At 63.1% G+C, this 19,593-nt stretch carries 16 protein-coding genes; 9 read left to right on the plus strand and 7 right to left on the minus strand.

What is annotated here, in order from left to right:
* Nucleotides 1–11 precede the first annotated feature (11 nt).
* On the minus strand, nucleotides 12–602 hold the full coding sequence (locus AB4Y35_RS23415; RefSeq protein WP_368706174.1) for a dimethylsulfoniopropionate lyase: 591 nt from the start codon (nucleotides 600–602) through the stop codon (nucleotides 12–14).
* A 39-nt stretch (nucleotides 603–641) separates the two neighbouring features.
* Nucleotides 642–1,571: a DMT family transporter gene (locus AB4Y35_RS23420; RefSeq protein WP_368706175.1), complete on the minus strand. Its 930-nt coding sequence runs from the start codon at nucleotides 1,569–1,571 to the stop codon at nucleotides 642–644.
* A gap of 438 nt (nucleotides 1,572–2,009) precedes the next feature.
* Between AB4Y35_RS23420 and AB4Y35_RS23425 the strand changes: the two genes are divergently transcribed.
* A complete protein-coding gene (locus tag AB4Y35_RS23425) occupies nucleotides 2,010–2,861 on the plus strand; it encodes an N-formylglutamate amidohydrolase (protein WP_368706176.1) in 852 nt (283 codons plus the stop codon).
* A gap of 77 nt (nucleotides 2,862–2,938) precedes the next feature.
* Complete coding sequence (locus tag AB4Y35_RS23430) at nucleotides 2,939–3,943, plus strand: LysR family transcriptional regulator (RefSeq protein WP_368706177.1); 1,005 nt, start codon at nucleotides 2,939–2,941, stop codon at nucleotides 3,941–3,943.
* Nucleotides 3,944–3,955: 12 nt separating this feature from the next.
* Here AB4Y35_RS23430 and betI read toward each other — a convergent pair whose 3' ends face one another.
* Nucleotides 3,956–4,618, minus strand: a complete 663-nt coding sequence (gene betI, locus AB4Y35_RS23435; protein WP_368706178.1) for a transcriptional regulator BetI — start codon at nucleotides 4,616–4,618, stop codon at nucleotides 3,956–3,958.
* A 517-nt stretch (nucleotides 4,619–5,135) separates the two neighbouring features.
* Here betI and pruA point away from each other — a divergent pair.
* The 6 genes from pruA (at nucleotide 5,136) to AB4Y35_RS23465 (ending at nucleotide 15,010) form a co-directional block, all read left to right on the plus strand.
* Nucleotides 5,136–6,746, plus strand: coding sequence for an L-glutamate gamma-semialdehyde dehydrogenase (pruA, locus tag AB4Y35_RS23440; RefSeq protein WP_368706179.1), 1,611 nt, complete (start codon nucleotides 5,136–5,138; stop codon nucleotides 6,744–6,746).
* A gap of 32 nt (nucleotides 6,747–6,778) precedes the next feature.
* On the plus strand, nucleotides 6,779–7,855 hold the full coding sequence (locus tag AB4Y35_RS23445; protein WP_368706180.1) for an ABC transporter ATP-binding protein: 1,077 nt from the start codon (nucleotides 6,779–6,781) through the stop codon (nucleotides 7,853–7,855).
* A gap of 171 nt (nucleotides 7,856–8,026) precedes the next feature.
* Nucleotides 8,027–9,286, plus strand: coding sequence for an ABC transporter permease (locus AB4Y35_RS23450; RefSeq protein ID WP_368706181.1), 1,260 nt, complete (start codon nucleotides 8,027–8,029; stop codon nucleotides 9,284–9,286).
* A gap of 4 nt (nucleotides 9,287–9,290) precedes the next feature.
* Entirely contained in the window at nucleotides 9,291–10,127 is an 837-nt protein-coding gene (locus AB4Y35_RS23455; RefSeq protein WP_368706182.1) for an ABC transporter permease, read from the plus strand.
* 77 nt (nucleotides 10,128–10,204) lie between these two features.
* On the plus strand, nucleotides 10,205–13,984 hold the full coding sequence (gene putA, locus AB4Y35_RS23460) for a bifunctional proline dehydrogenase/L-glutamate gamma-semialdehyde dehydrogenase PutA (RefSeq protein WP_368706183.1): 3,780 nt from the start codon (nucleotides 10,205–10,207) through the stop codon (nucleotides 13,982–13,984).
* 66 nt (nucleotides 13,985–14,050) lie between these two features.
* The gene (locus tag AB4Y35_RS23465; RefSeq protein WP_368706184.1) at nucleotides 14,051–15,010 is read left to right on the plus strand and encodes an Ldh family oxidoreductase; all 960 of its coding nucleotides are present in this window, start codon (nucleotides 14,051–14,053) and stop codon (nucleotides 15,008–15,010) included.
* A 74-nt stretch (nucleotides 15,011–15,084) separates the two neighbouring features.
* Here the strand turns inward: AB4Y35_RS23465 and AB4Y35_RS23470 are convergent, their stop codons facing one another.
* A complete protein-coding gene (locus AB4Y35_RS23470; RefSeq protein ID WP_368706185.1) occupies nucleotides 15,085–16,149 on the minus strand; it encodes a polyamine ABC transporter substrate-binding protein in 1,065 nt (354 codons plus the stop codon).
* A 215-nt stretch (nucleotides 16,150–16,364) separates the two neighbouring features.
* Here AB4Y35_RS23470 and hutG point away from each other — a divergent pair, with 215 nt between their 5' ends.
* Entirely contained in the window at nucleotides 16,365–17,162 is a 798-nt protein-coding gene (gene hutG, locus AB4Y35_RS23475) for an N-formylglutamate deformylase (protein ID WP_368706186.1), read from the plus strand.
* A gap of 129 nt (nucleotides 17,163–17,291) precedes the next feature.
* Here hutG and AB4Y35_RS23480 read toward each other — a convergent pair whose 3' ends face one another.
* Genes AB4Y35_RS23480 through AB4Y35_RS23490 form a run of 3 tightly spaced genes read right to left on the minus strand, consistent with a single transcriptional unit; the run spans nucleotide 17,292 to nucleotide 19,585 of the window.
* The gene (locus AB4Y35_RS23480; protein ID WP_368706187.1) at nucleotides 17,292–18,221 is read right to left on the minus strand and encodes an electron transfer flavoprotein subunit alpha/FixB family protein; all 930 of its coding nucleotides are present in this window, start codon (nucleotides 18,219–18,221) and stop codon (nucleotides 17,292–17,294) included.
* A complete protein-coding gene (locus AB4Y35_RS23485) occupies nucleotides 18,222–18,971 on the minus strand; it encodes an electron transfer flavoprotein subunit beta/FixA family protein (RefSeq protein WP_368706188.1) in 750 nt (249 codons plus the stop codon).
* A 20-nt stretch (nucleotides 18,972–18,991) separates the two neighbouring features.
* Entirely contained in the window at nucleotides 18,992–19,585 is a 594-nt protein-coding gene (locus tag AB4Y35_RS23490) for a HutD family protein (protein ID WP_368706189.1), read from the minus strand.
* Nucleotides 19,586–19,593: the final 8 nt, after the last annotated feature.

Genomic DNA, 19,593 nt, shown 5'->3' on the forward strand with positions numbered 1-19,593 from the left:
GAAAAGCGCGCTCATACCAGCAGGCACCACAGCGCGAGGAGCGGAGTGGTGCCCGAGCGCATGGCGTGCAGGCTGTTGGGCGGATTGTGGAGGCCGCCGCCGATGCCCGGATCGAACCAGTCGCCGTCGCGCTGGCGGAATTCCCCTGCGCTGAGCAACACATAGGCTTCTTCAGGGGGATGTCGATGATCGGGGTATCGCGTGTGCGGCGCGAGCAGCGAAAACCCCAGTTGCAAGTCGTATCGGCTCTCCATGCCGCCGGGGCCGCAAATCATGCCGTTCACATGCTTTTCGACATAGTCCTTGCTTCCATTCGCTCCGGACGTTCGCCGCTGCCAGCCGATAGCGGGTTCGAGCGTTGTGATGGCGCGGGCCGCATCGCCGAGACTGGTTGAGTCGTCAAGCAGCGGTGCGAGGGATGCATCGAGGAGATCGCAGGCGGGATAGCGTGCGCGGTTGCGCTTGCCGTCGTCGGACGGCTGTTCGAGACGCTCGAATACTTTCACGGCCATCTGGCGGCCAGCCTCCGGCAGCGCTGGCGCCTGAAACAGCGTTCGCGCAACGCGAATGAAATGCTCGAGGTTCTCATGGCGCTGATACATGGGGGCTCCGGTAATTGCGTTGCCGCGCTATGCGCGTGGTCACTCAAGGCTAATGGCGCTCTGGACAGGCGTCACTTCTCTTTGAACGGTCCGCTGTCGCCCGATTTCGAGCATGGCGATGCTGCCGAGGATCAACAGCATCGCCACGATTTCGAGCTGACCTACGTGCTCACCCGCCGCCCAGCCTATCAAAAGCGCAATCACAGGGGTGATATAAACCGCACCGGAGGCCGCGACGGCGCCCAACTCCTGCAACAGTAAGTAGTAAAGCAGGAACGATGAGCCTGTACCCAGCAAACCCAGGCCGATCACCACCCCGGCCGTTGCGCGTCCGTCCTGCAGAATCTGGCCGGTGCCGTGGAGGTCGGTCAAGGCAAAGAGTATCAGCAATGCGAGGCCCATTTGCCAGGTCACGATAGCGAGCGGGGCGAGGTTGGCCGGAGAGAGAAAGCGCCGGACGTAGATATACGACAGTCCAAAAACGATTGCGCCCGCGATCATCCACGCGACGCCCGCGAGGCTGATAGGGTCATCGCCACTGAGAGCGGACCACGGGCGGGCAATGAGCGTAATGCCCGCCATGCCCAGCGCTACGCCGCCTACCATCAAGCGGTTCATCTTCTCGTTGCGCAGAAACACCGTCGACGCGATCGAGGTGAAGATGGCCGGCGACCCACCGAGCACGCCGGCAATGCCGGACGGAAGCAGTGCGGTGCCTTTTGCCATGGCGAAGTAGCTGAAAGCGGTGGCGAGCGCCGCCATCATCGAGAAGTGATGCAGATAGCGGATCTGGCCAGGTTTCAATACCTGCTGACGCCAAGCGAGAACGGCGAGCGGGATGAAGCCGAAGAGGACGCGCAGGAACGATATCTGTCCTGGGCTGATGAATGGTGCCGCCCATTTCATGTAGATGAAATTCGATCCCCAGAAGAGTCCGAGGAGAAGGAAGGCGGTATAGGTCCGTATCAAGGTACGATCCAGGCAGGGTTGTCAGCCACGGGCAAATCGGCACTGCCAGCATAGCGAGCGGCATCCGCGCGAGCGGGTGCTTCAACTGCGCTTATAGATAGCAGAAGCGGCGTGCGCCAGTTTCCTCTTTCTCATTCGATATGCTAAGCGGCCCGCAGAGAAGGCCAGCCTCGCAAGTGTGATGTTGCCTGCGTGCGGGCCTGCGTGCGGCTGTTCGCTGAGTATTGGATCGGGACGAAGACGCGTCAATGCGCTTTATTTTCACGCTGGCATTCCTTGAAGTTATTCGTGCCTCGCGACGCATCGCGTCTTTGATTAAGCCGCGGTTATGAAAAGTGAAAGCGTGGCTTACGCTAGTGCGCGCCGCCGGGAATCGATGTACGTTCGCATGAGGGCCGCAGCCTGGCGGCGGTCATGCATCGTGACGGGGGTGAGTGCATGCAGAGCGAACATTTCGGGACCATGGCTCGCGGCGATATGCCGGTGATGCTGGTGGCACCCCACATCGGCAGCCGGGTGCCGGCTGAGCTGCTGTCGAATCCGGCGTGGGCGCCGATCGATGGACGCCTTTCGGACCCAGCGGGCGTTGCGTGGATTGCGACCGCGCGCGAACGCGGGCTGTCGACTGTCACGGCGTCGGTGCATCCCTGTGTGATCGACTTCAACGTGGCAACCGACAACCGCTCGCTTTCGCCGCGTTTGAACCGTGTGGGACTGTGCCGGACGCACACGTCGCGCGGCGAGCCGCTGTATCCGCAGGGCTGCGAACCGGACGAGGCCGTGGTCGATGTGCGGATCGCCGCTTACTGGCAGCCATTTCACCAGACGGTGACGGCCGAGATCATTCGCCTCAGGAAGCTTCACGAAAATATCGCGGTGCTGGTTTCGCACGCGAGTTCGTGGCTCTCGCCGTATCGCGAGCAGGCGGGCGGAACCGACTTCAATCTGGGCACCCATCAGGGCGCCGCGTGCGATCGTCTGCTGGTTGCCGCGCTGACCGACGCCGCCCAGGCGCACGCGCGCTCATGGGTCGTCAACGGGAAGCTGGGCGGCGTCTTCGCTGCGCAGCACTATGGCGTGCCCGAGAGCGGCGTCCATGTCGTGGAGGTCGAGATTGCAGGCAAATGGCGTAACGAACTCGAGGCAAGCGGTGAGGCAGGCCTCGTTTGCAATTCGCCCCAGCGCGACATGGCCGCGCTTCTGGATAGTGCGTGCGCTGCGGTTCGGCAGCTCCCCGCGGGTGCCGATAATGTGCTCGCTGCACTCGAAGCCGTGAGGTGCGCAGACTAAGCATGCAAGGCGGCCTGAATCGCCCAAACGCCGCGTCAGAGACGTGTTAAATTTTGGGGAAGCATTCGTCAACAGCCATGAAAGACAACGCGTCGCCAGAAAAATATCCTGATTGGGATCTCCTCGCCAGCTGGGTCGCGGTGGTGGAGGCCGGCTCGATTTCGGATGCCGCCAATCGGCTCGCCATCTCGCAGGCCGGGGTTTCGCAACGCATCAAGGCGCTCGAAACCCTGCTGGACACGACCTTGCTCGACCGGGCAACGCGCCCGGCCCGGCCAACAGCGGCAGGTCAGCGCCTGTTCGAGCACGCCACCGTATTGCTGCAGGGCGCAGACCAGATGGTCGAAAGCGTGCGCAACGTGACGCGCGCGAAGCGCGTCGTCGTGCGCCTCGGGTGTGTCGATTCGTTCGCGGCGACGATCGGGCCCATCGCCATTAAAGCGTTGTCCGGCACGTCGCACCATATTCGCCTGTGGTCCGGCATCACGCCCACACTCGACGGGCAACTCGAAGCCCGCCAACTCGACATGGCCGTGACGACCAGCAGCGCCTCGCATGCTGCCGGCATCCGCAAGAGAAAGCTGTTTTCCGAGCCGTATGTCGTTGTGCTGCCGGGCAGCTTCGAAGTCGACCGCTTCACCACACTGGCCGAGTTGAGCACCCATCTGCAATTCATTCGCTACAGCGCGCGCTCGGTCATTGGCCAGCACATCGACTCGTATCTGTCTTCGCACGGCGAAAACATCGAACGCACCTGCGAATTCGACGCCACGGACCCCATGCTCAGTCTTGTCGCGGCGGGCCTCGGCTTCGCGATCACGACACCGTTGTGCCTGTGGCAGTCGCGTCACTATGTGCCCGAAGTGCGCGTGGTTCCGCTGACTGCGTTTTCCCGCCACGGCCGGCCTTATGGCCGGCTGACCCGTTCGTTCTTTCTTTCGTATCGGGAAAACGAACTCGGCCATCTCCCTAACGACCTCTACGATCTCATTCGACGCGCGTTCGAGAGACAGGTCGCGCGCGATATCGCCAGGGCCCTGGCGCTGCAGCCGGGAGAAGTCGGCGACACCGACGACGAATAACGTGAGGCTTCGTCAGTGTCGTGAGGGGGGGAGGCGGCGAATGCTCGCTTTCCACCCTTGATTCGTCGCGTCGTCGATCATGCCGTGAAATATTCCCAGCACCTCGTCGATCGAAATCGTGCCGGCCACGCGATGTTCGATCCACAAACCATGCACGAGCGCCAACGACTGGATGGCGTAGATGTTTGCCATCGTTGCATCGCAACCGGCCTGGCGAAAATCGTGAACGAAATTCGAACGCAGGCGCCGCGAAAACGCTGCACATAGACGTTGAACCTGGACTTCATGGGCCGACGAACTCCACATGTGCGGCCAGACGTTGGCTGCGCCGGGGCTCATGACTTCGTCGCTAAAGCACAGGTCGACCATGAATTTCACGCGCTCGATCGGGTCGCGAATATCGCGCCGGCCCGCAATCAGCTGATTGCGAACGCTGCGGATCATGTAGACGAATGTCTTGTAGACGAGATTGCTCTTGTTCTCGAAGTGATGATGCACGAGGCCCACTGAAACGCCGGCGTGTTCGCTCACCTTCCTGATCGTCAGGTTTTCCAGGCCGACCTGGCCCACGACGTCCAGCGTCGCGTCGATCAATTTCAGGCGCATGCCGTCGTACTCCACGGGTTCTTCCTTGCGCGTATCGGCCTTAACGATGGGTTCCGCGTCGTGACGCATGGTGCTGTCCTCAGTCAGGGAAAGGGCGCTGCGACGCCGCAAATAAGCTGAACATTCGTTCACGGGAAGCAGAAGTATAGCGGCTTCCATTATCCATAAACGCTGAACGATTGTTCATCCATGCGTCACCGCCTGTCTTCGGTATTTACCCTCTTCGCGCGACGGTTACAGTACCAGTGTCCGTACAAACCCTGAGTAAATCATTTTTGACATCCATCCGGGTACATATATAGTCGTTTCAGCGTGTCTAATATTGAACATGTGTTCAGTAACGACAAGAAACCAGACCGACGTCTGTTCAGCCCTATTGCCTCCGCTGTCGTTCATAAGGGGCAACGATCCACAACATAAAGCCAGGTGAAATAAGCAGCCGTTCTTTTTGCACCCTCTAGTCTGGACACTGAGCGTCGCTGGTGCCTTGAGAACCCCGCAAACCTGCACCGGGTAAGGGTTCTCCCGGGGTGAGCCCCGGTGGGTTGCTGGGCGACTCGTCCAACTTTTCTGGAAAGGAGCAAGCGTGATTTCAGGTCCACAATTTCCGTTGCCGGCGAACGAAGCCGAAGTTCAATTTGGCGAAGGCACCGAATCTGGCGCCGCGCTGCGCCGTGCGCTCGAGCAGCGTGAAGTCGTAGAAATTCCGACCGTCATCGGCGGCAAGCGGTACTTCTCCAACGAAGTCACGGAGGTTCGGGCTCCTCACGATACGCAGCGCTTGCTCGCGCGTATTCATCGCCCGTCGGAATCGCAGATCAGAGAAGCGATTTCCAGTTCGAAAAGCGTTGCGCGCGACTGGGCGAGCCTCACGCACGCCAGCCGCGCCACGATCCTTCACCGCGCAGCCGATATCGTCGCGACGCGCCTGCGTGCGAAGATCAACGCGGCGACGATGCTCGGTCAAAGCAAGACGCTCGATCAGGCGGAACCGGACAGCGCCTGCGAACTGATCGACTTCCTGCGTTTCAATGCCTACAACGCGCAGCGCGTGTACGCCGAGCAGCCGATGTCGGTCCCGACCGCGGTGAATCGCGCGGACTGGCGGCCGCTCGAAGGCTTCGTCTATGCGGTGTCGCCGTTCAACTTCACCGCGATCGGTGCGAACCTGACCACGGCTCCGGCCATCATGGGCAACACGGTGCTGTGGAAGCCGTCCGAAAAATCGGCGCTCGCGAACTACCTCTTCTTCGAAGCGCTCGAAGAAGCCGGCTTGCCGCCGGGCGTGATCAACTTCGTCCCCGGCGATGCCGAATTGACGACGCGTGTCGCGCTGTCATCGCCGGATCTCGCAGGCATTCACTTCACCGGGTCGTCCGCGGTGTTCCAGTCGCTGTGGAAGGGCGTGGCTTCGAAGGTGGACGCGTTCCGCACGATTCCGCGTCTCGTCGGCGAAACAGGCGGCAAGGACTTCGTGCTCGCGCATCCGTCGGCCAACGCCTCCGAGGTTGCGATCGCGCTCGTGCGCGGCGCGTTCGAATATCAAGGCCAGAAGTGCAGCGCCGCCTCGCGCGCATACATTCCGCGCAGCCTGTGGCCCGCGGTCAGCCAGCAGCTTCGCGAGCGTCTCGCCGAACTCAAGGTGGGCGATGTCGCCGATTTCAGCACCTTCATGGGCGCCGTGATCTCGCAGGCTTCACATCAGAAGCTGAGCCGCGTGATCGACGCGGCGAAGGACGACGCTGCCGTGAAGCTCGTTTCGGGCGGCAAGACCTGGACGGAGCCCGGCTGGTTCGTCGAGCCGACCGTGTTCGAAGTGAGCGACCCGCAGCACGCGCTCATGAAGGAAGAACTCTTCGGCCCCGTGTTGTCGGTATTCGTCTATGAAGACGCGAAGTGGGACGAAACGCTCAAACTGATCGATGCGACGAGTCCGTATGCGCTCACTGGCTCGATCTTCTGCACGGACCGCTTCGCGCTACACCAGGCCGAGAGCGTGCTCGTCAACGCCGCGGGCAACCTCTATCTGAACGACAAGCCGACTGGCGCGATGATCGGCCAGCAGCCGTTCGGCGGCGGGCGCGCCAGCGGCACCAACGACAAGGCGGGTTCGTATTTGAACCTCCTGCGCTGGGCCTCGCCGCGTGTGGTGAAGGAAACGTATCTGCCGGCTCGCGACTGGAAGTTCGGCGCCTGACCACCGAGTATGGCTTCTCCTGGAGAGTTGTGATGTCGACCATTGTCTCTTTCAAGAACGTTCAAAAGACCTACGACGGTGCATCCCTCGTGGTGAAAAACCTCAACCTCGATATTCGCGAGGGCGAGTTTCTCACAATGCTTGGACCGTCCGGGTCGGGCAAGACGACATGTCTCATGATGCTGGCCGGCTTCGAGACGGCAACGCACGGCGAGATTCTGCTTCAGGGGAAGCCGATCAACCGTATTCCGCCCGAGCGGCGCAATATCGGCATGGTTTTCCAGAGCTACGCGCTTTTCCCGCACAAGTCCGTCGCGGAGAACCTGGCATTTCCGCTGAAGGTCCGCAAAGTCGCGAAGGATGAAATCGCACGCAAGGTGAGCCGCGCGCTCGCGATGGTGAACATGGAGAAGTTCGCGAACCGCATGCCCGGCCAGCTTTCCGGCGGGCAGCAGCAGCGCATTGCCGTTGCTCGCGCCCTGGTCTTCGAGCCCGCGCTCGTGCTCATGGACGAGCCGCTCGGCGCGCTGGACAAGCAGCTGCGCGAGCAAATGCAATATGAAATCAAGCAGATTCACGAACAAAGCGGGCTGACGGTCGTGTACGTGACGCACGATCAGAGCGAAGCCATGACGATGTCGGACCGCATCGCGGTCTTCAACAACGGCATCATTCAACAGCTTGCGCCACCCGCGGATCTGTATGAAAAACCCGAGAACGCCTTCGTTGCGCGCTTCATCGGCGAGAGCAACGAACTGAAGGGAACGGTGGCAACGGTCGAAAGCAAGGCGTGTACCGTCAAGCTCGATGGCGGTGCCACGATTCGCGCGAGCACGGGCGCCGCGATCCGCGCCTCCGGTTCCGCCTGCGTGTCGCTCAGGCCCGAGCGTGTGGCCGTAGGCGAGCACGCACGCGTGTGTGACAACGTGTTCAACGGCGGCGTGAAGGACCTCATCTATTACGGCGACCACCTGCGCATTGTCATGCAGGTGTGCGGGCGCAATGACTTCATCGTGAAGCTGCCCAATGACGGAGCGGCGCGGCAGCTGCGTATCGGCGACTCCGTGCAGATAGGCTGGATGGCCGACGCCTGCCGCGCCTTGCAGTAGCCACGGCGCAGACCGGTACTCCGATGCGGACGGCTTCGGATCAATACGAAGCGAATCCGCGAATTCATCAGGCATCCTGATCGGATGAACCCCGCATAAACGTATCTGCAGTTGCATTGACGAGGAGGGCGCGGTCGCTACCGCTGGACTACGATGATTCTACCGACTGATATGGTTATCCCGACAGGCGACGCCGCCCAGGTTGTCGTCGCAGATTCGAAAAGCCTCAAGGCGAAACTCCGTAGCGCGGAGCGCACGGAGCGCACGAAGGCCATGCTGCTGGTCTTTCCGTTGTTCGCCTTCCTCCTCGTCACCTTCCTCGTCCCCATCGGCAGCCTCCTGACGAAGAGCTTTCGCGACCCGACGGTCTCGCAGGAACTGCCGCATGCCGCGGCGCTGTTGCGCGCGTGGGACCCCGCAAGCGGCCAGTTGCCCGGCGAACAGATCTACGCCGCATTCGGGCAGGACCTGAGCGCTGCCAAGGGGACGGACGGCGTGAGCCGCGTGGCTTCCCGCCTGAACTACGACGAGAGCGGCATGCGCAGCCTGATCATGAAGACCGCGCGCCACATCGACGAGAGCAGCGAGGGAACGTGGCGCGAGCGTCTGTCGAACATCGATTCACGGTGGGGCGATTTGCAGGCGTGGTCGACGCTCAAGTACGCCTCGTCGCCCTGGACGTTCGGGTACTACCTGAAAGCGTTCGATTTCGAGCGCGACGAGCACGGCGCCATCGTGCGCCAACCGGACGGCGAGCGGCTCTATGTGGGCGTATTTCTGCGTACGGCGTGGGTGAGCCTCGCGGTCAGCCTGCTTTGCCTCCTGCTCGGCTATCCCGTTGCCTACTTTCTGGCGAACCTGCCGGCGAAATACAGCAACCTCTTCATGATCATGGTGCTGCTGCCGTTCTGGACGTCGATTCTGGTGCGCACCACGGCATGGGTCGTCGTGCTGCAAACGCATGGTGTGCTGAATGACCTGTTGATTCACCTGGGGCTGTCGAAGCACGGCGTGTCGCTGATCTACAACCGCTTTGGCGTGCTGGTGGCGATGACGCACATTCTCCTTCCGTACGCGATTCTTTCGCTCTACAGCGTGATGAAGGGCGTGCCGCCCATCTACGTGAAGGCGGCGCGCTCGCTTGGCGCGGGTCCCGTGCGTTCGTTCTTCCAGGCCTACTTCCCGCAGACGCTGCCGGGCGTCGGCGCCGCCGGCATGCTGACCTTCATTCTCGCGGTCGGCTACTACATCACGCCGGCGATCGTCGGCGGCCCCGATGACCAGCTCGCGAGCTACTACATCGCGAATCACGTCAATACCACGTTGAACTGGGGGCTCGCGAGCGCACTCGCGTCCATCCTGCTCGTGGGCGTGCTCATCATCTACAGCCTCTTCGTGAAGCTCACTGGCGGCGGCATCAAACTGGGGTAATCACATGTTCAATTTTCCAGCCTATGTGACGGTCTGGGGCCGTGTTGGACGGTTCCTGCATCTGGGTGTTTCGCTTGCCGTGCTGCTGTTCCTCGTGCTGCCCGTGCTCGTGGTGATGCCGCTTTCGTTCAGCTCGCAGCCGTACTTCACGTACCCGCTGCCGGGCTTGAGCCTGCGGTGGTATCAGGACTTTCTCGGCAGCCCCGACTGGATGCTGGCGCTGAACAACACGCTCATCACGGCGTTCTCGTCGACGGCGATCGCGACGGTGCTTGGCGTGACCGCTTCGCTCGGGCTGACGAGCCCGCGCCTGAAGGGGAAGGCGGTGATCACCGGTCTGCTCGTGTCGCCGATGATCGTGCCGCTCATCATCACGGCCGTGGGCGTGTATTTCGCGTTCAGCCCGCTGGGCCTGACGAGCAGCCTCAGCGGGCTGATTCTCGCGCACGCGGCGCTGGGCGTGCCCTTCGTGGTCGTGACCGTGACGGCCACGCTGGCCGGGTTCAATGAAACGCTCTCGCGGGCGGGCCGAAGCCTCGGTGCCTCGCCGCTTCGCGTGTTCCTGCAGGTGAAGCTCCCCATCATCGCGCCAGGCGTGATTTCCGGTGCGCTCTTCGCCTTCGCGACGTCGTTCGATGAAATCGTCGTCGCGCTCTTCCTGACCGGCCCGGATCAGAAGACGATTCCGCGGCAGATGTGGTCGGGTATTCGCGAACAACTCAGTCCGACCATTCTCGCCGTGGCGACGATTCTGGTCGTGATCTCGACGCTGCTGCTCGTGACGCTCGAACTGCTGCGGCGCAGAACCGAACGCCTCAGAGGCACGGCCAACGCGATTTAGCGAGGTTGATCCACCGGTCGGTTAAACCCGCTGCCTGTCATTCGTCATCCTAAGCAACCCTACCAGGTCATCAAATCATGTTGTCAGAAATAAAAGTCACGCAAACTGGCACGGCGAACCTGTCCGTCCTGCGTCAACGCATTGCCGAGGCTTCTGCGCTTCCCGAGGAGGCGGTGGTTCAGACGCTCATGCGCCGCGCGCAAATGGATGCTTCCACGCTGGCGAAAGCGCAGGAACTCGCTGCGCGCCTGGCGCAAGGGGTGCGCGACGCGCGCATCGACGCGGGCGGCGTCGATCTGCTCACGCAGGAGTTTTCGCTGGACAGCCGCGAAGGCATTGCGCTCATGTGTCTCGCGGAGGCCATGCTGCGCATTCCCGACACGGACACGCGCAACCAGCTCATTCGCGACAAGATCGTCGATGCCGACTGGCGAGCGCACGTAGGCAAGTCGCCTTCGATGTTCGTCAATGCGACGGCCTGGGGGTTGCTCGTCACGGGAAAGCTGCTGAAGCAGCCCGATGAAAACGCACTCGCCGAAGCGCTGACACGCGTCGTGCGCAAGGGAGGCGAGGCCGTGGTACGCGCGGGTGTTGCGTACGCGATGCGCATGCTCGGCAAGCAGTTCGTGACCGGCCAGACTATCGAAGAGGCGATCGGCGCGGCGAAGGGGCGCGAGAGCGGCGGCTACCGCTACTCGTACGACATGCTGGGCGAGGCCGCGCTCACCGACGAAGATGCGCAGGCCTATTTCGAGTCGTACCGGCACGCCATCGAGGCAATCGGCAAAGACGCACAAGGCCGAGGTCCGATTGACGGGCCGGGCGTTTCCGTGAAGATTTCAGGGCTCCATCCGCGCTACGAACTCGCGCAGCGCGAAAGGGTGCTCGCGGAACTCTACCCGCGCCTGCTCGAACTGGCGCAACTGGCGAAGCAGTACGGCATCGGTTTTCACCTGGACCAGGAAGAGTCCGCGCGCTTCGAACTGACGCTGGAGATGCTCGAATTGCTCTGCAACGATCCGTCGCTGCGCGGCTGGAACGGTATCGGCATTTCGCTGCAGGCCTACCAGAAGCGCGGTCACGCAGTCGCGGACTGGATCGTTGCACTCGCTCGCTCGACGGGCAGGCGCATCAACATTCGTCTGGTCAAAGGCGCGTACTGGGACACGGAAATCAAGCTCGCGCAGGACGCGGGTTCGCAGGGCTATCCTGTGTTCACCCGGAAAGTGCATTCGGACGTGAGCTACATTGCGTGCGCGAAGGTGCTGCTCGATGCGCCGGATGCCATCTTTCCGCAATTCGCATCGCACAACGCCTTCACGATTGCGGCGGTTCATACGCTCGCAGGCAACAAGGACTATGAGTTCCAGTGTCTGCACGGCATGGGCGAGACGGTTTACGACCAGGTAGTCGGCAAAACGAAACTGGGCCGGCCCTGCCGCATTTATGCGCCAGTCGGCCCGCACGCAACGCTGCTCGCGTATCTCGTGCGCCGCCTGCTCGAGAATGGCGCGAATTCATCGTTCGTGAACCAGATCGTCGATCCGGCGGTGAGCATCGCCGATATCGTCGAAGACCCGGTTGCGAAGGCCGCGCGCACGCAGGGCAAGCCGCATGCGGGTATCGCGAGTCCCGTCAACGTGCTTCCCGGGCGGGTGAATGCGGCTGCGATTTCGTACGGCAATTTCGCGGCTTTCGACGCCGCCGTAAGCGCCATTCGTACCAACCGTATTTCCGCACAATCGCTGGTGGCCTCGCTCGATGCGGGTAGCGGCGAGATCGAATCCGATTCGACGCATCTCGTCTACAGCGCGGGCGATACGACCGAAGTCGTCGGCAGCGTTTCGTTCTGCCGCGCGTCCACGGTTGCGCGGGCCATCGCCGCGGCCAAAGATGCGTCCGCGAACTGGGCGCAATCCCGTGTCAATCAGCGCGCCGACATGCTCGACAGGATGTCCGCAGAACTGGAAGCGTCGAGCACGCACCTGGGCGCGCTGCTGGTTCTGGAGAACGGCGCGACGCTCGCAGAGGCCGCAGAAGAAGTCCGCACCGCGGTCAATCTGTGCCGCCTCTATGCGCTGCAGGTCAAGGCAGACGCGCGACTGAGTTCGCGTACCGGCCTCGGCGTCGTCGCGAGCGTCACGCCGGTCTCGTCACCGCTCGCGACCTTTGTCGGGCATGTGGCGGCATCGCTCGCCGCGGGCAATGTCGTCGTCGCGAAGCCTTCCTCGAAGGCCTCACTCGTTGCCTACGAGGCGGCGCGCGCCTTCTATCGCAGCGGCCTGCCCAGGGACGTGCTCCAGTTGCTCCTCGGCGCGGGCGCGGTGGTGGGCCGCGAGTTGCTGAGCTCTGAAGAAGTGGCGGGCGTTCTGTTCGCCGGATCGGCGGAATCGGCAAGAGCGGCGGGCGTCCTGCTCGCGAAGCGCGCGCGCCAGCCCAGGTTCCTCGCCCAGGTGGGCAGCGTCAACGCGATGATCGTGGACAGCTCGGCGCTGCCCGAGCAGGTGATCTCGGACGCCACGGTTTCCGCATTCAGTCACGCCGGGCAAAGCGCTTCGTCGCTGCGGCTGCTCTGTCTGCAGGATTCGACGGCGGAAAAAGTGCTGAAAATGCTCAAAGGCATGCTCAGCGAACGCAATACAGGTAATCCGCTGTTTGTCGGGACGGATATCGGGCCGCTCGCGACGCGCGAGGCGAAGGATCGCACGGAAGCTTATATCGACCAGATGCGCCGCCTCGGCTACACGGTCGTTCGCGGGAAGGTCTCTGCGGAGCCGACAAAGGGCAACTTCGTCGCCCCGGCCATTATCGACATACGCGATGTAGGCGCGCTCGCTACGATCAACGCGAGGATGTCCGGCCCGGTGCTCCATGTCGTCCGGTACAAGACCGGCGAGATGGACGCATTGCTGGCAGCCCTGAACGCCATTGGCTGTGGTGTGCAGGGCCTGCATACGCGCATCAACGAGGCGGCCGGCAAGCTGCTGTCGGCCTCGAATGCGAACAGCGTGTGTGTGAACCGTGCGATGCATGGCACGGTGCCCGGGATGCAGCCGTTCGGCGGCGTGGGCGCCTGCGGGACCGGACCGATGCTCGGCGGGCCCCTCACGCTGTACGCGCTCTGCGCGTCGCCCGCGCCGGCTTTCAACGCCGAGGCAGGGCCATTCGCGCAAACGGCTCGCGCGCTCAGCGAAAAGTTTTTCGAATTTCCGGTCGAGTCCGCGGGCGGGAAGCTCAAGAGCCGCGAAGGGGAAATGGCCAGGGCGAAGCGGTCCGGCCTCGAAAACTTGAACGCACTGTTCGCGCTCGCGACGGCGCGGAGCACCGATTCCGGCCAGCGCGCGGCGCTCGCAACGTGCAAACAGAACCTCGATGAACGGGTGAACCGCACCACGACGATCAGCTTGCCGGCGCTGACCGGCGAAGAGAACACGGTAGAACTTCTGCCGCGAGGTCAGGTGCTCTGTACCGGCGAAACGCCCGCTGTCGTGCTCGAGCAGGCGATGGCTGCCAGTGCATTCGGCAATACGGTGCTGCTGTTCAGGTCCTCGGCGTCGGACGAGATTGCCCGGAGTCTGGGAGCGGCGTGTCGCGTTGTCGAAGCGAGCGAAGGCGCGGCGCTCATCAGAGGAGAAGTCGCTGGCGTGAAGCCGGATGCCGTCATGGTAGCGGCGCACCATTCCGCGCTTTCGGACCTGCGCATGGCGGCGGCCGAGTCGATGACGACGCTGGTTCAGCCTGGCGCGGACGGGCAATACGACTGGACGCAACTCGTGCGCGAGCGTGTCACGACCGTGAACGCGAGCGCCGCGGGCGGCAACACGCAACTGATGGTGTTGAGCGAAGACGCGGTGTAGATTGCGGCTGTGGGCATACGCTACCCATTGTGAATGTTCCGTCACATCAATCGAAAGGAAGTGACTGTGCGCCTCGAAACTCAGGAAGCCCACGATATCGCCCGGCGCGCGGCTGTTAAAGCCGGCGCGAGCGACGACGTCGCCGATGCACTCGCGAATGCGGTCGTGTCCGCCGAATGGGCCGGCAGTCGCGCGGTGGGATTCGCCCATCTGTTCGACTATCTCGACGGGTTCGTCAAGGGACGCGTCGCGAAAGACGCTCGACCCGAGGTGACGTTTCCCGCCCCGGCCGCCATCGCGATCGACGCGAAACGTGGCATCGCCCAGCTCGGATTCGATCGGGCATTCGATGAACTCGTGCACCGCGCGAAGGACTATGGCGTGACGGTGCTGCTTCAATCGAACAGCTTCACGGTTGGCGAGCTCGGCTATTACACGCGCCGCCTGGCCGAAGCGGGACTCGTTGCCATCGCAACGACCAATGCCACGGCGCAGATGACGACGCTGGAAAGCCGCAAGGCCGTCTACGGCACCAACCCTTTGTCGTTTGCCGCGCCGCGCGCGGGCGCCAAGCCGTTTGTCATCGACCAGGCGTCGAGCGCAACGGCCTTCGTGAACATCCGCGAGGCGGCCGCGCGCGGCGAGTCGATCCCCGAGGGCTGGGCCGTCGATGCGCAAGGTAATCCCACGACTGACGCGCGCGAGGCGGTAAAGGGACTCTTGCTGGCGTTTGGCGGGGCGCGCGGCGCCAACCTTGCGATGATGCTGGAGTTTCTGGTTGCGGGACTGGCCGGCAGCAACTGGTCGATGGACGCGCCGAATTTCGCCGAAGGCAGCGCGTCCCCCGGCGTCGGCCTGTTCGTGCTGGCCATCAAGCCGGAACTCGTGGTGGAGGACTTCACCGCGCGCCTGTCGTCACAAATCGAGCGGCTGGCCGCGCAAGGCGTACGGATTCCCGGCAGTCACCTGAACATCACGGAGATCGATGTGCCGGATGCGCTGCTCAAGAGGCTCGAAGAAGCATAGCGTCCACTATCATTGACAAGCGCCTGCTTCACCGAAGCTTCGGGAGGCAGGCGCTTTTTGCATCGACAATGACTTCAGTTCTGACCGAGCCAGACAGCGAAGCGCTGGTTCAGATCGTCGGTGTGATCCGCCCAGAAGGCGACATCTGAGTCGACCGCGCCTTTCTGGTTGACGGGGGCGGTAGGAAGGTAGGGCAGCAGCTTGGGCGGCACCATCGAAATCGACGATTTGCGAGTCGGACCGTAGGCGGTGAGCGGCGCGAGTTTCGACAGCACGTCGGGCTGCGTGGCATAGCGCACGAAGTCCTGCGCGGCTTTCAGGTTCTTCGTGCCCTTCACGATGGCATAGCCCTCCAGGTATTTGACCTGACCGTCCCAGATAAAGCCGAAAGGCTTCTTGTCGTCGGCGATTGCGCTGTAGATGCGGCCGTTGTACGCGCTGCTCATCGTGACCTCGCCGTCAGCGAGCAGTTGCGCCGGCTGCGCGCCGGTTTCCCACCAGACGATGGACGACTTGATGGTGTCGAGCTTCTTGAACGCGCGGTCGACGCCGGCACGCGTGGCGAGCACCTTGTAGAGGTCGGCCGGCGCCACGCCATCGGCAAGCAGGGCCCATTCCAGCGCGCCTTCGGGCGACTTGCGCAGACCGCGCTTGCCGGGGAATTGCTTGAGGTCGAAGAAGTCGGCAATCTTCGTCGGCTCGTGGCCTTTGTACTTGTCGGTGTTGTAGGCAACGAGCGAAGACCAGACGATGTTGCCGGCCATGCAGCTGGACACGGCGCCCGGCACATAGTCTTTCGCGGCGGGCGTGCCGTCCGGCGCGGGGGCGAGCGAGGCGGGATCGAGCTTTTCGAGCAGGCCTTCGTCGCATGCGCGGGTCACGTCGGAGAGTTGCAGGTCGACGACGTCCCACGTGACGTTCTTCGTTTCGACCTGGCTGCGAATCTGGGCGATGCCACCGTTGTACGAGTCGTTTTTGACCTGAATGCCTTTGGCGGCGGTGAAGGGCGCGACGGCGGTCTTGTCTTGCGCGCCCTGGTACGAGCCGCCCCAGGAGACGAAGGTCATTTGCGCGGCAGCCGCAGAGGCGCTCATCACGCCACACGCCAGCAGCATTCCAACGTTGATTGATGTTTTCACTTTGTGTACTCGACTAGAGAGTTGAGGAGGTCCCGATCGCACCGTGACGCTACGGTGAAGACTGACCTGGACAAAATCCACCGCAGCCAGGATCAAGCCTTCTTATGGCGAGATTCACGGCGGTTGATATTCGGGCCGCAGAGGGGACGATTCACTATGTTCGGGAGACGGGCCGAGGGAATCGGCCGGCGAACCTTTGAATCAGGAGAAGGACCTTGAATACCGCGGTATATGAATTCCATGAAGGCACGCTTCCGTTGCTGGTCTCCATTCCGCATCTGGGAACCGGAATTCCGGACGGGTCGCGCGTGCAGCTGACTGAGATTGCGGGAGAAGTGGCCGACACGGACTGGCATCTGGATACGTTGTACGACTTTGCGCGCCGTGCCGGCGCGTCTATGCTCGGGGCCAGGATTTCCCGGTATGTGATCGACCTGAATCGTCCGTCTACAGGAGCGAGTCTCTATCCCGGGCAGACGACCACGGGCCTTTGCCCCACGGAGACGTTTCGCGGCGAGCCGCTCTACCGCAACGGCGCGGGCCCATCGGCAGCCGACAAGGCGCAGCGGCTCGATCGTTACTGGCGGCCGTACCACGAGAAGCTGCAGGCGGAGCTGGAGCGCCTGCGGGCCATCCACGGCCGCGTGCTGCTGTGGGAGGCGCACTCGATCGCGAGCGTCTTGCCGCGCCTCTTCGAGGGCAAATTGCCCGATCTGAATCTGGGCACGAATTCGGGACTGAGCTGCGATCCGCGCATCATGGAAGCGGTAACGGCCCGCCTCGCCGGGCAGCCTTTTACGTGGGTGCACAACGGACGCTTCAAGGGCGGCTTTATCACGCGCGAATACGGACGGCCCGAGCATGGCGTGCATGCGATTCAACTGGAGATGTGCCAGTCGACGTACATGAACGAAGCGGCGCCGTTCGAGTACCGGCCGGATCTGGCGGCGAAGGTGAAGCCGGTCGTGCAGGGGATGGTCGATGCGGCGCTCGGGGCGCTCGAGAAACTGTAGCGCTCACGCCTGTCTCGTCGCCAATCAAGCGCAAACACAAAATAGCCGCCATGGCGCGATCTCTCGCGCGAGGCGGCAAGGTCCTGCTGAGAAGCCGGTCGCCGTTGAGCGAGCCGGCGCCCGGCGTCGTTAGAGCGCTTTCACCAGCGCCGGCACGGCGTCGAAGAGGTCGCCAACGAGGCCGTAGTCGGCCACGCCGAAGATCGGCGCTTCGGCATCCTTATTGATGGCGACAATGATTTTCGAATCTTTCATGCCGGCAAGGTGCTGGATGGCGCCGGATATGCCCACGGCGACGTAAAGTTCCGGCGCCACGATCTTGCCGGTCTGACCGACTTGCAGGTCGTTGGCCGCGAAGCCCGAATCCACGGCGGCACGTGAAGCGCCAATGGCGGCGCCCAGCTTTTCCGCGAGCGGATCGAGGATCGCGAAATTCTCGGCGCTGCCAAGACCGCGGCCGCCGGAGATCACCACGCGCGCGGACGTGAGGTCAGGGCGATCACTTGTGGCAATCTCGCGGCGGATGAAGCGCGACAGTCCCGTGTCGGCAACGGCGGGCGCCTCCACGACCGCCGCGTTGCCGCCGGTCGCCGCGGCGGCATCGAATGCCGTCGTGCGGATCGTGGCGACTTTGACGGCGTCTGCCGATTGCACCGTTGCGATGGCGTTGCCCGCGTAGATGGGACGCTGGAACGTATCGGCGGCGTCGATCGCGATGACGTCGGAAATCTGCGCGGAATCCAGCTTCGCGGCAACGCGCGGCGCGGCGTTCTTGCCCGCTGCCGTTGCCGGGAAGAGGACATGCGAATAGTCCTTGGCGAGCGCCACGATCTGGGCCGCGATGTTCTCCGCCAGTGCGTCGGCGAAATGGGGCGCGTCGACGAAGATGACTTGGTCCACGCCCGCGACCTTGCTGGCTGCATCGGCTACGGCGCGCGCGCCGCGGCCCGCGACGAGCACGTGCACGCCGTTGGCAAGCTGTTGCGCGGCGCCGATGGTGTGAAGCGTGGCAGCCTTGAGCTGCGCGTTGTCATGTTCGGCAATAACCAGAGTCGTCATTTAGATCACCTTCGCATCGTTTTTGAGTTTCTCGACGAGCGCCGCGACGTCCGGCACCGTCACGCCCGCCTTGCGCGCGGCAGGCTCGACGACCTTGAGCGTCTTGATCCGCGGCGACGGGTCGACCCCCAGTGAGTCCGGCGTCACGGTTTCCAGCGGCTTCTTTTTGGCCTTCATGATGCTCGGCAGCGTCACGTAGCGCGGTTCGTTCAGGCGCAGGTCGGTCGTGATGATGGCCGGCAACGGCAAGGCGATCACTTCGAGGCCGCCGTCGACTTCGCGCGTCACGGTGGCTGTCGAGCCTTCGATTTCGATGTGGCTGGCGAAGGTCGCCTGCGGCCAGTCGAGGAGCGCCGCGAGCAACTGGCCGGTCTGGCCGGCGTCGTCGTCGATCGCCTGTTTGCCGAGGATCACCAGCTGCGGCTGTTCTTTTTCGATGACCGCCTTGAGCAGCTTCGCGACCGCGAGCGGTTGCAACTCGGCGTCCGTCTCGACCAGTACGGCGCGGTCGGCACCGATGGCGAGCGCGGTACGCAGCGTTTCCTGGCTCTGGGCAACGCCGCAGGAAACGGCGATCACTTCGCTGGCCTGGCCCGCTTCCTTCAGCCGTGTGGCGGCTTCCGTTGCGATCTCGTCGAACGGGTTCATCGACATTTTCACGTTGCCGATGTCGACGCCCGAGTGGTCGGACTTCACGCGCACCTTCACGTTGTAGTCGACGACACGTTTCACTGCGGTAATCACTTTCATCTCATCTTCCTCAGATTCAATCATTCGTGCGGGCTGGCGGGCTCGATGGTCACGAGCACGGGAAGCCTGGTGCGCATCGACTCGCCAATGGCGGGAACGGCGGGCGAGAACTGTATGGCGCGATCCAGGCGTTCGGCGCTCAGAAACTGGCCCGCTTCGACATGGCCCGATGCATGACCGTCGCCCGCGCGCCAGGCGCAGCCGGCGTGAAGCGCAACGACGGCGAGCGCACAACCTGGCAATACGCTGACCGGCTCGGCAATCGCCCGGACACTCGCGCGATAACGGCCTCTGGCGGTCATGACGTTGAGCGCAGTCACCGGGCCGTCGATGAGCGTCGCTTGCCAGTCCAGGCCGCCATCGTATTCGACGGCTACGCACGGCTCGAGCGTCACGGCCGAATTCGTTTCGCGCAGCATGACGCCTGCGCCGCGCAGCACGAACGACAGCCGGTCGATGCCGTCGAATCGCGAATACGGCCCATCGCGTTCCACCTCGGCAAGACTGATGCGCCAGTGGGAACCGCCCGATGCAATCGTGCGCGTGACGCCGCCGCCGTTGCGCCAACGCTCCACGGGCATCGAATCGAGCGAACGAACTTCGATTGCCGACATATCCGGCG

It is taken from the genome of Paraburkholderia sp. EG286A, assembly GCF_040965375.1.
Lineage (GTDB): Bacteria > Pseudomonadota > Gammaproteobacteria > Burkholderiales > Burkholderiaceae > Paraburkholderia.

Bases quoted from the DNA above. Each gene is read 5' to 3' on its own strand.
- AB4Y35_RS23415 (WP_368706174.1), bottom strand. From the start codon at position 602: ATGTATCAGCGCCATGAGAACCTCGAGCATTTCATTCGCGTTGCGCGA.
- AB4Y35_RS23425 (WP_368706176.1), top strand. From the start codon at position 2,010: ATGCAGAGCGAACATTTCGGGACCATGGCTCGCGGCGATATGCCGGTG.
- AB4Y35_RS23430 (WP_368706177.1), top strand. From the start codon at position 2,939: ATGAAAGACAACGCGTCGCCAGAAAAATATCCTGATTGGGATCTCCTC.
- betI (WP_368706178.1), bottom strand. From the start codon at position 4,618: ATGCGTCACGACGCGGAACCCATCGTTAAGGCCGATACGCGCAAGGAA.
- AB4Y35_RS23445 (WP_368706180.1), top strand. From the start codon at position 6,779: ATGTCGACCATTGTCTCTTTCAAGAACGTTCAAAAGACCTACGACGGT.
- AB4Y35_RS23450 (WP_368706181.1), top strand. From the start codon at position 8,027: ATGGTTATCCCGACAGGCGACGCCGCCCAGGTTGTCGTCGCAGATTCG.
- AB4Y35_RS23455 (WP_368706182.1), top strand. From the start codon at position 9,291: ATGTTCAATTTTCCAGCCTATGTGACGGTCTGGGGCCGTGTTGGACGG.
- putA (WP_368706183.1), top strand. From the start codon at position 10,205: ATGTTGTCAGAAATAAAAGTCACGCAAACTGGCACGGCGAACCTGTCC.
- AB4Y35_RS23480 (WP_368706187.1), bottom strand. From the start codon at position 18,221: ATGACGACTCTGGTTATTGCCGAACATGACAACGCGCAGCTCAAGGCT.
- AB4Y35_RS23485 (WP_368706188.1), bottom strand. From the start codon at position 18,971: ATGAAAGTGATTACCGCAGTGAAACGTGTCGTCGACTACAACGTGAAG.
- AB4Y35_RS23490 (WP_368706189.1), bottom strand. From the start codon at position 19,585: ATGTCGGCAATCGAAGTTCGTTCGCTCGATTCGATGCCCGTGGAGCGT.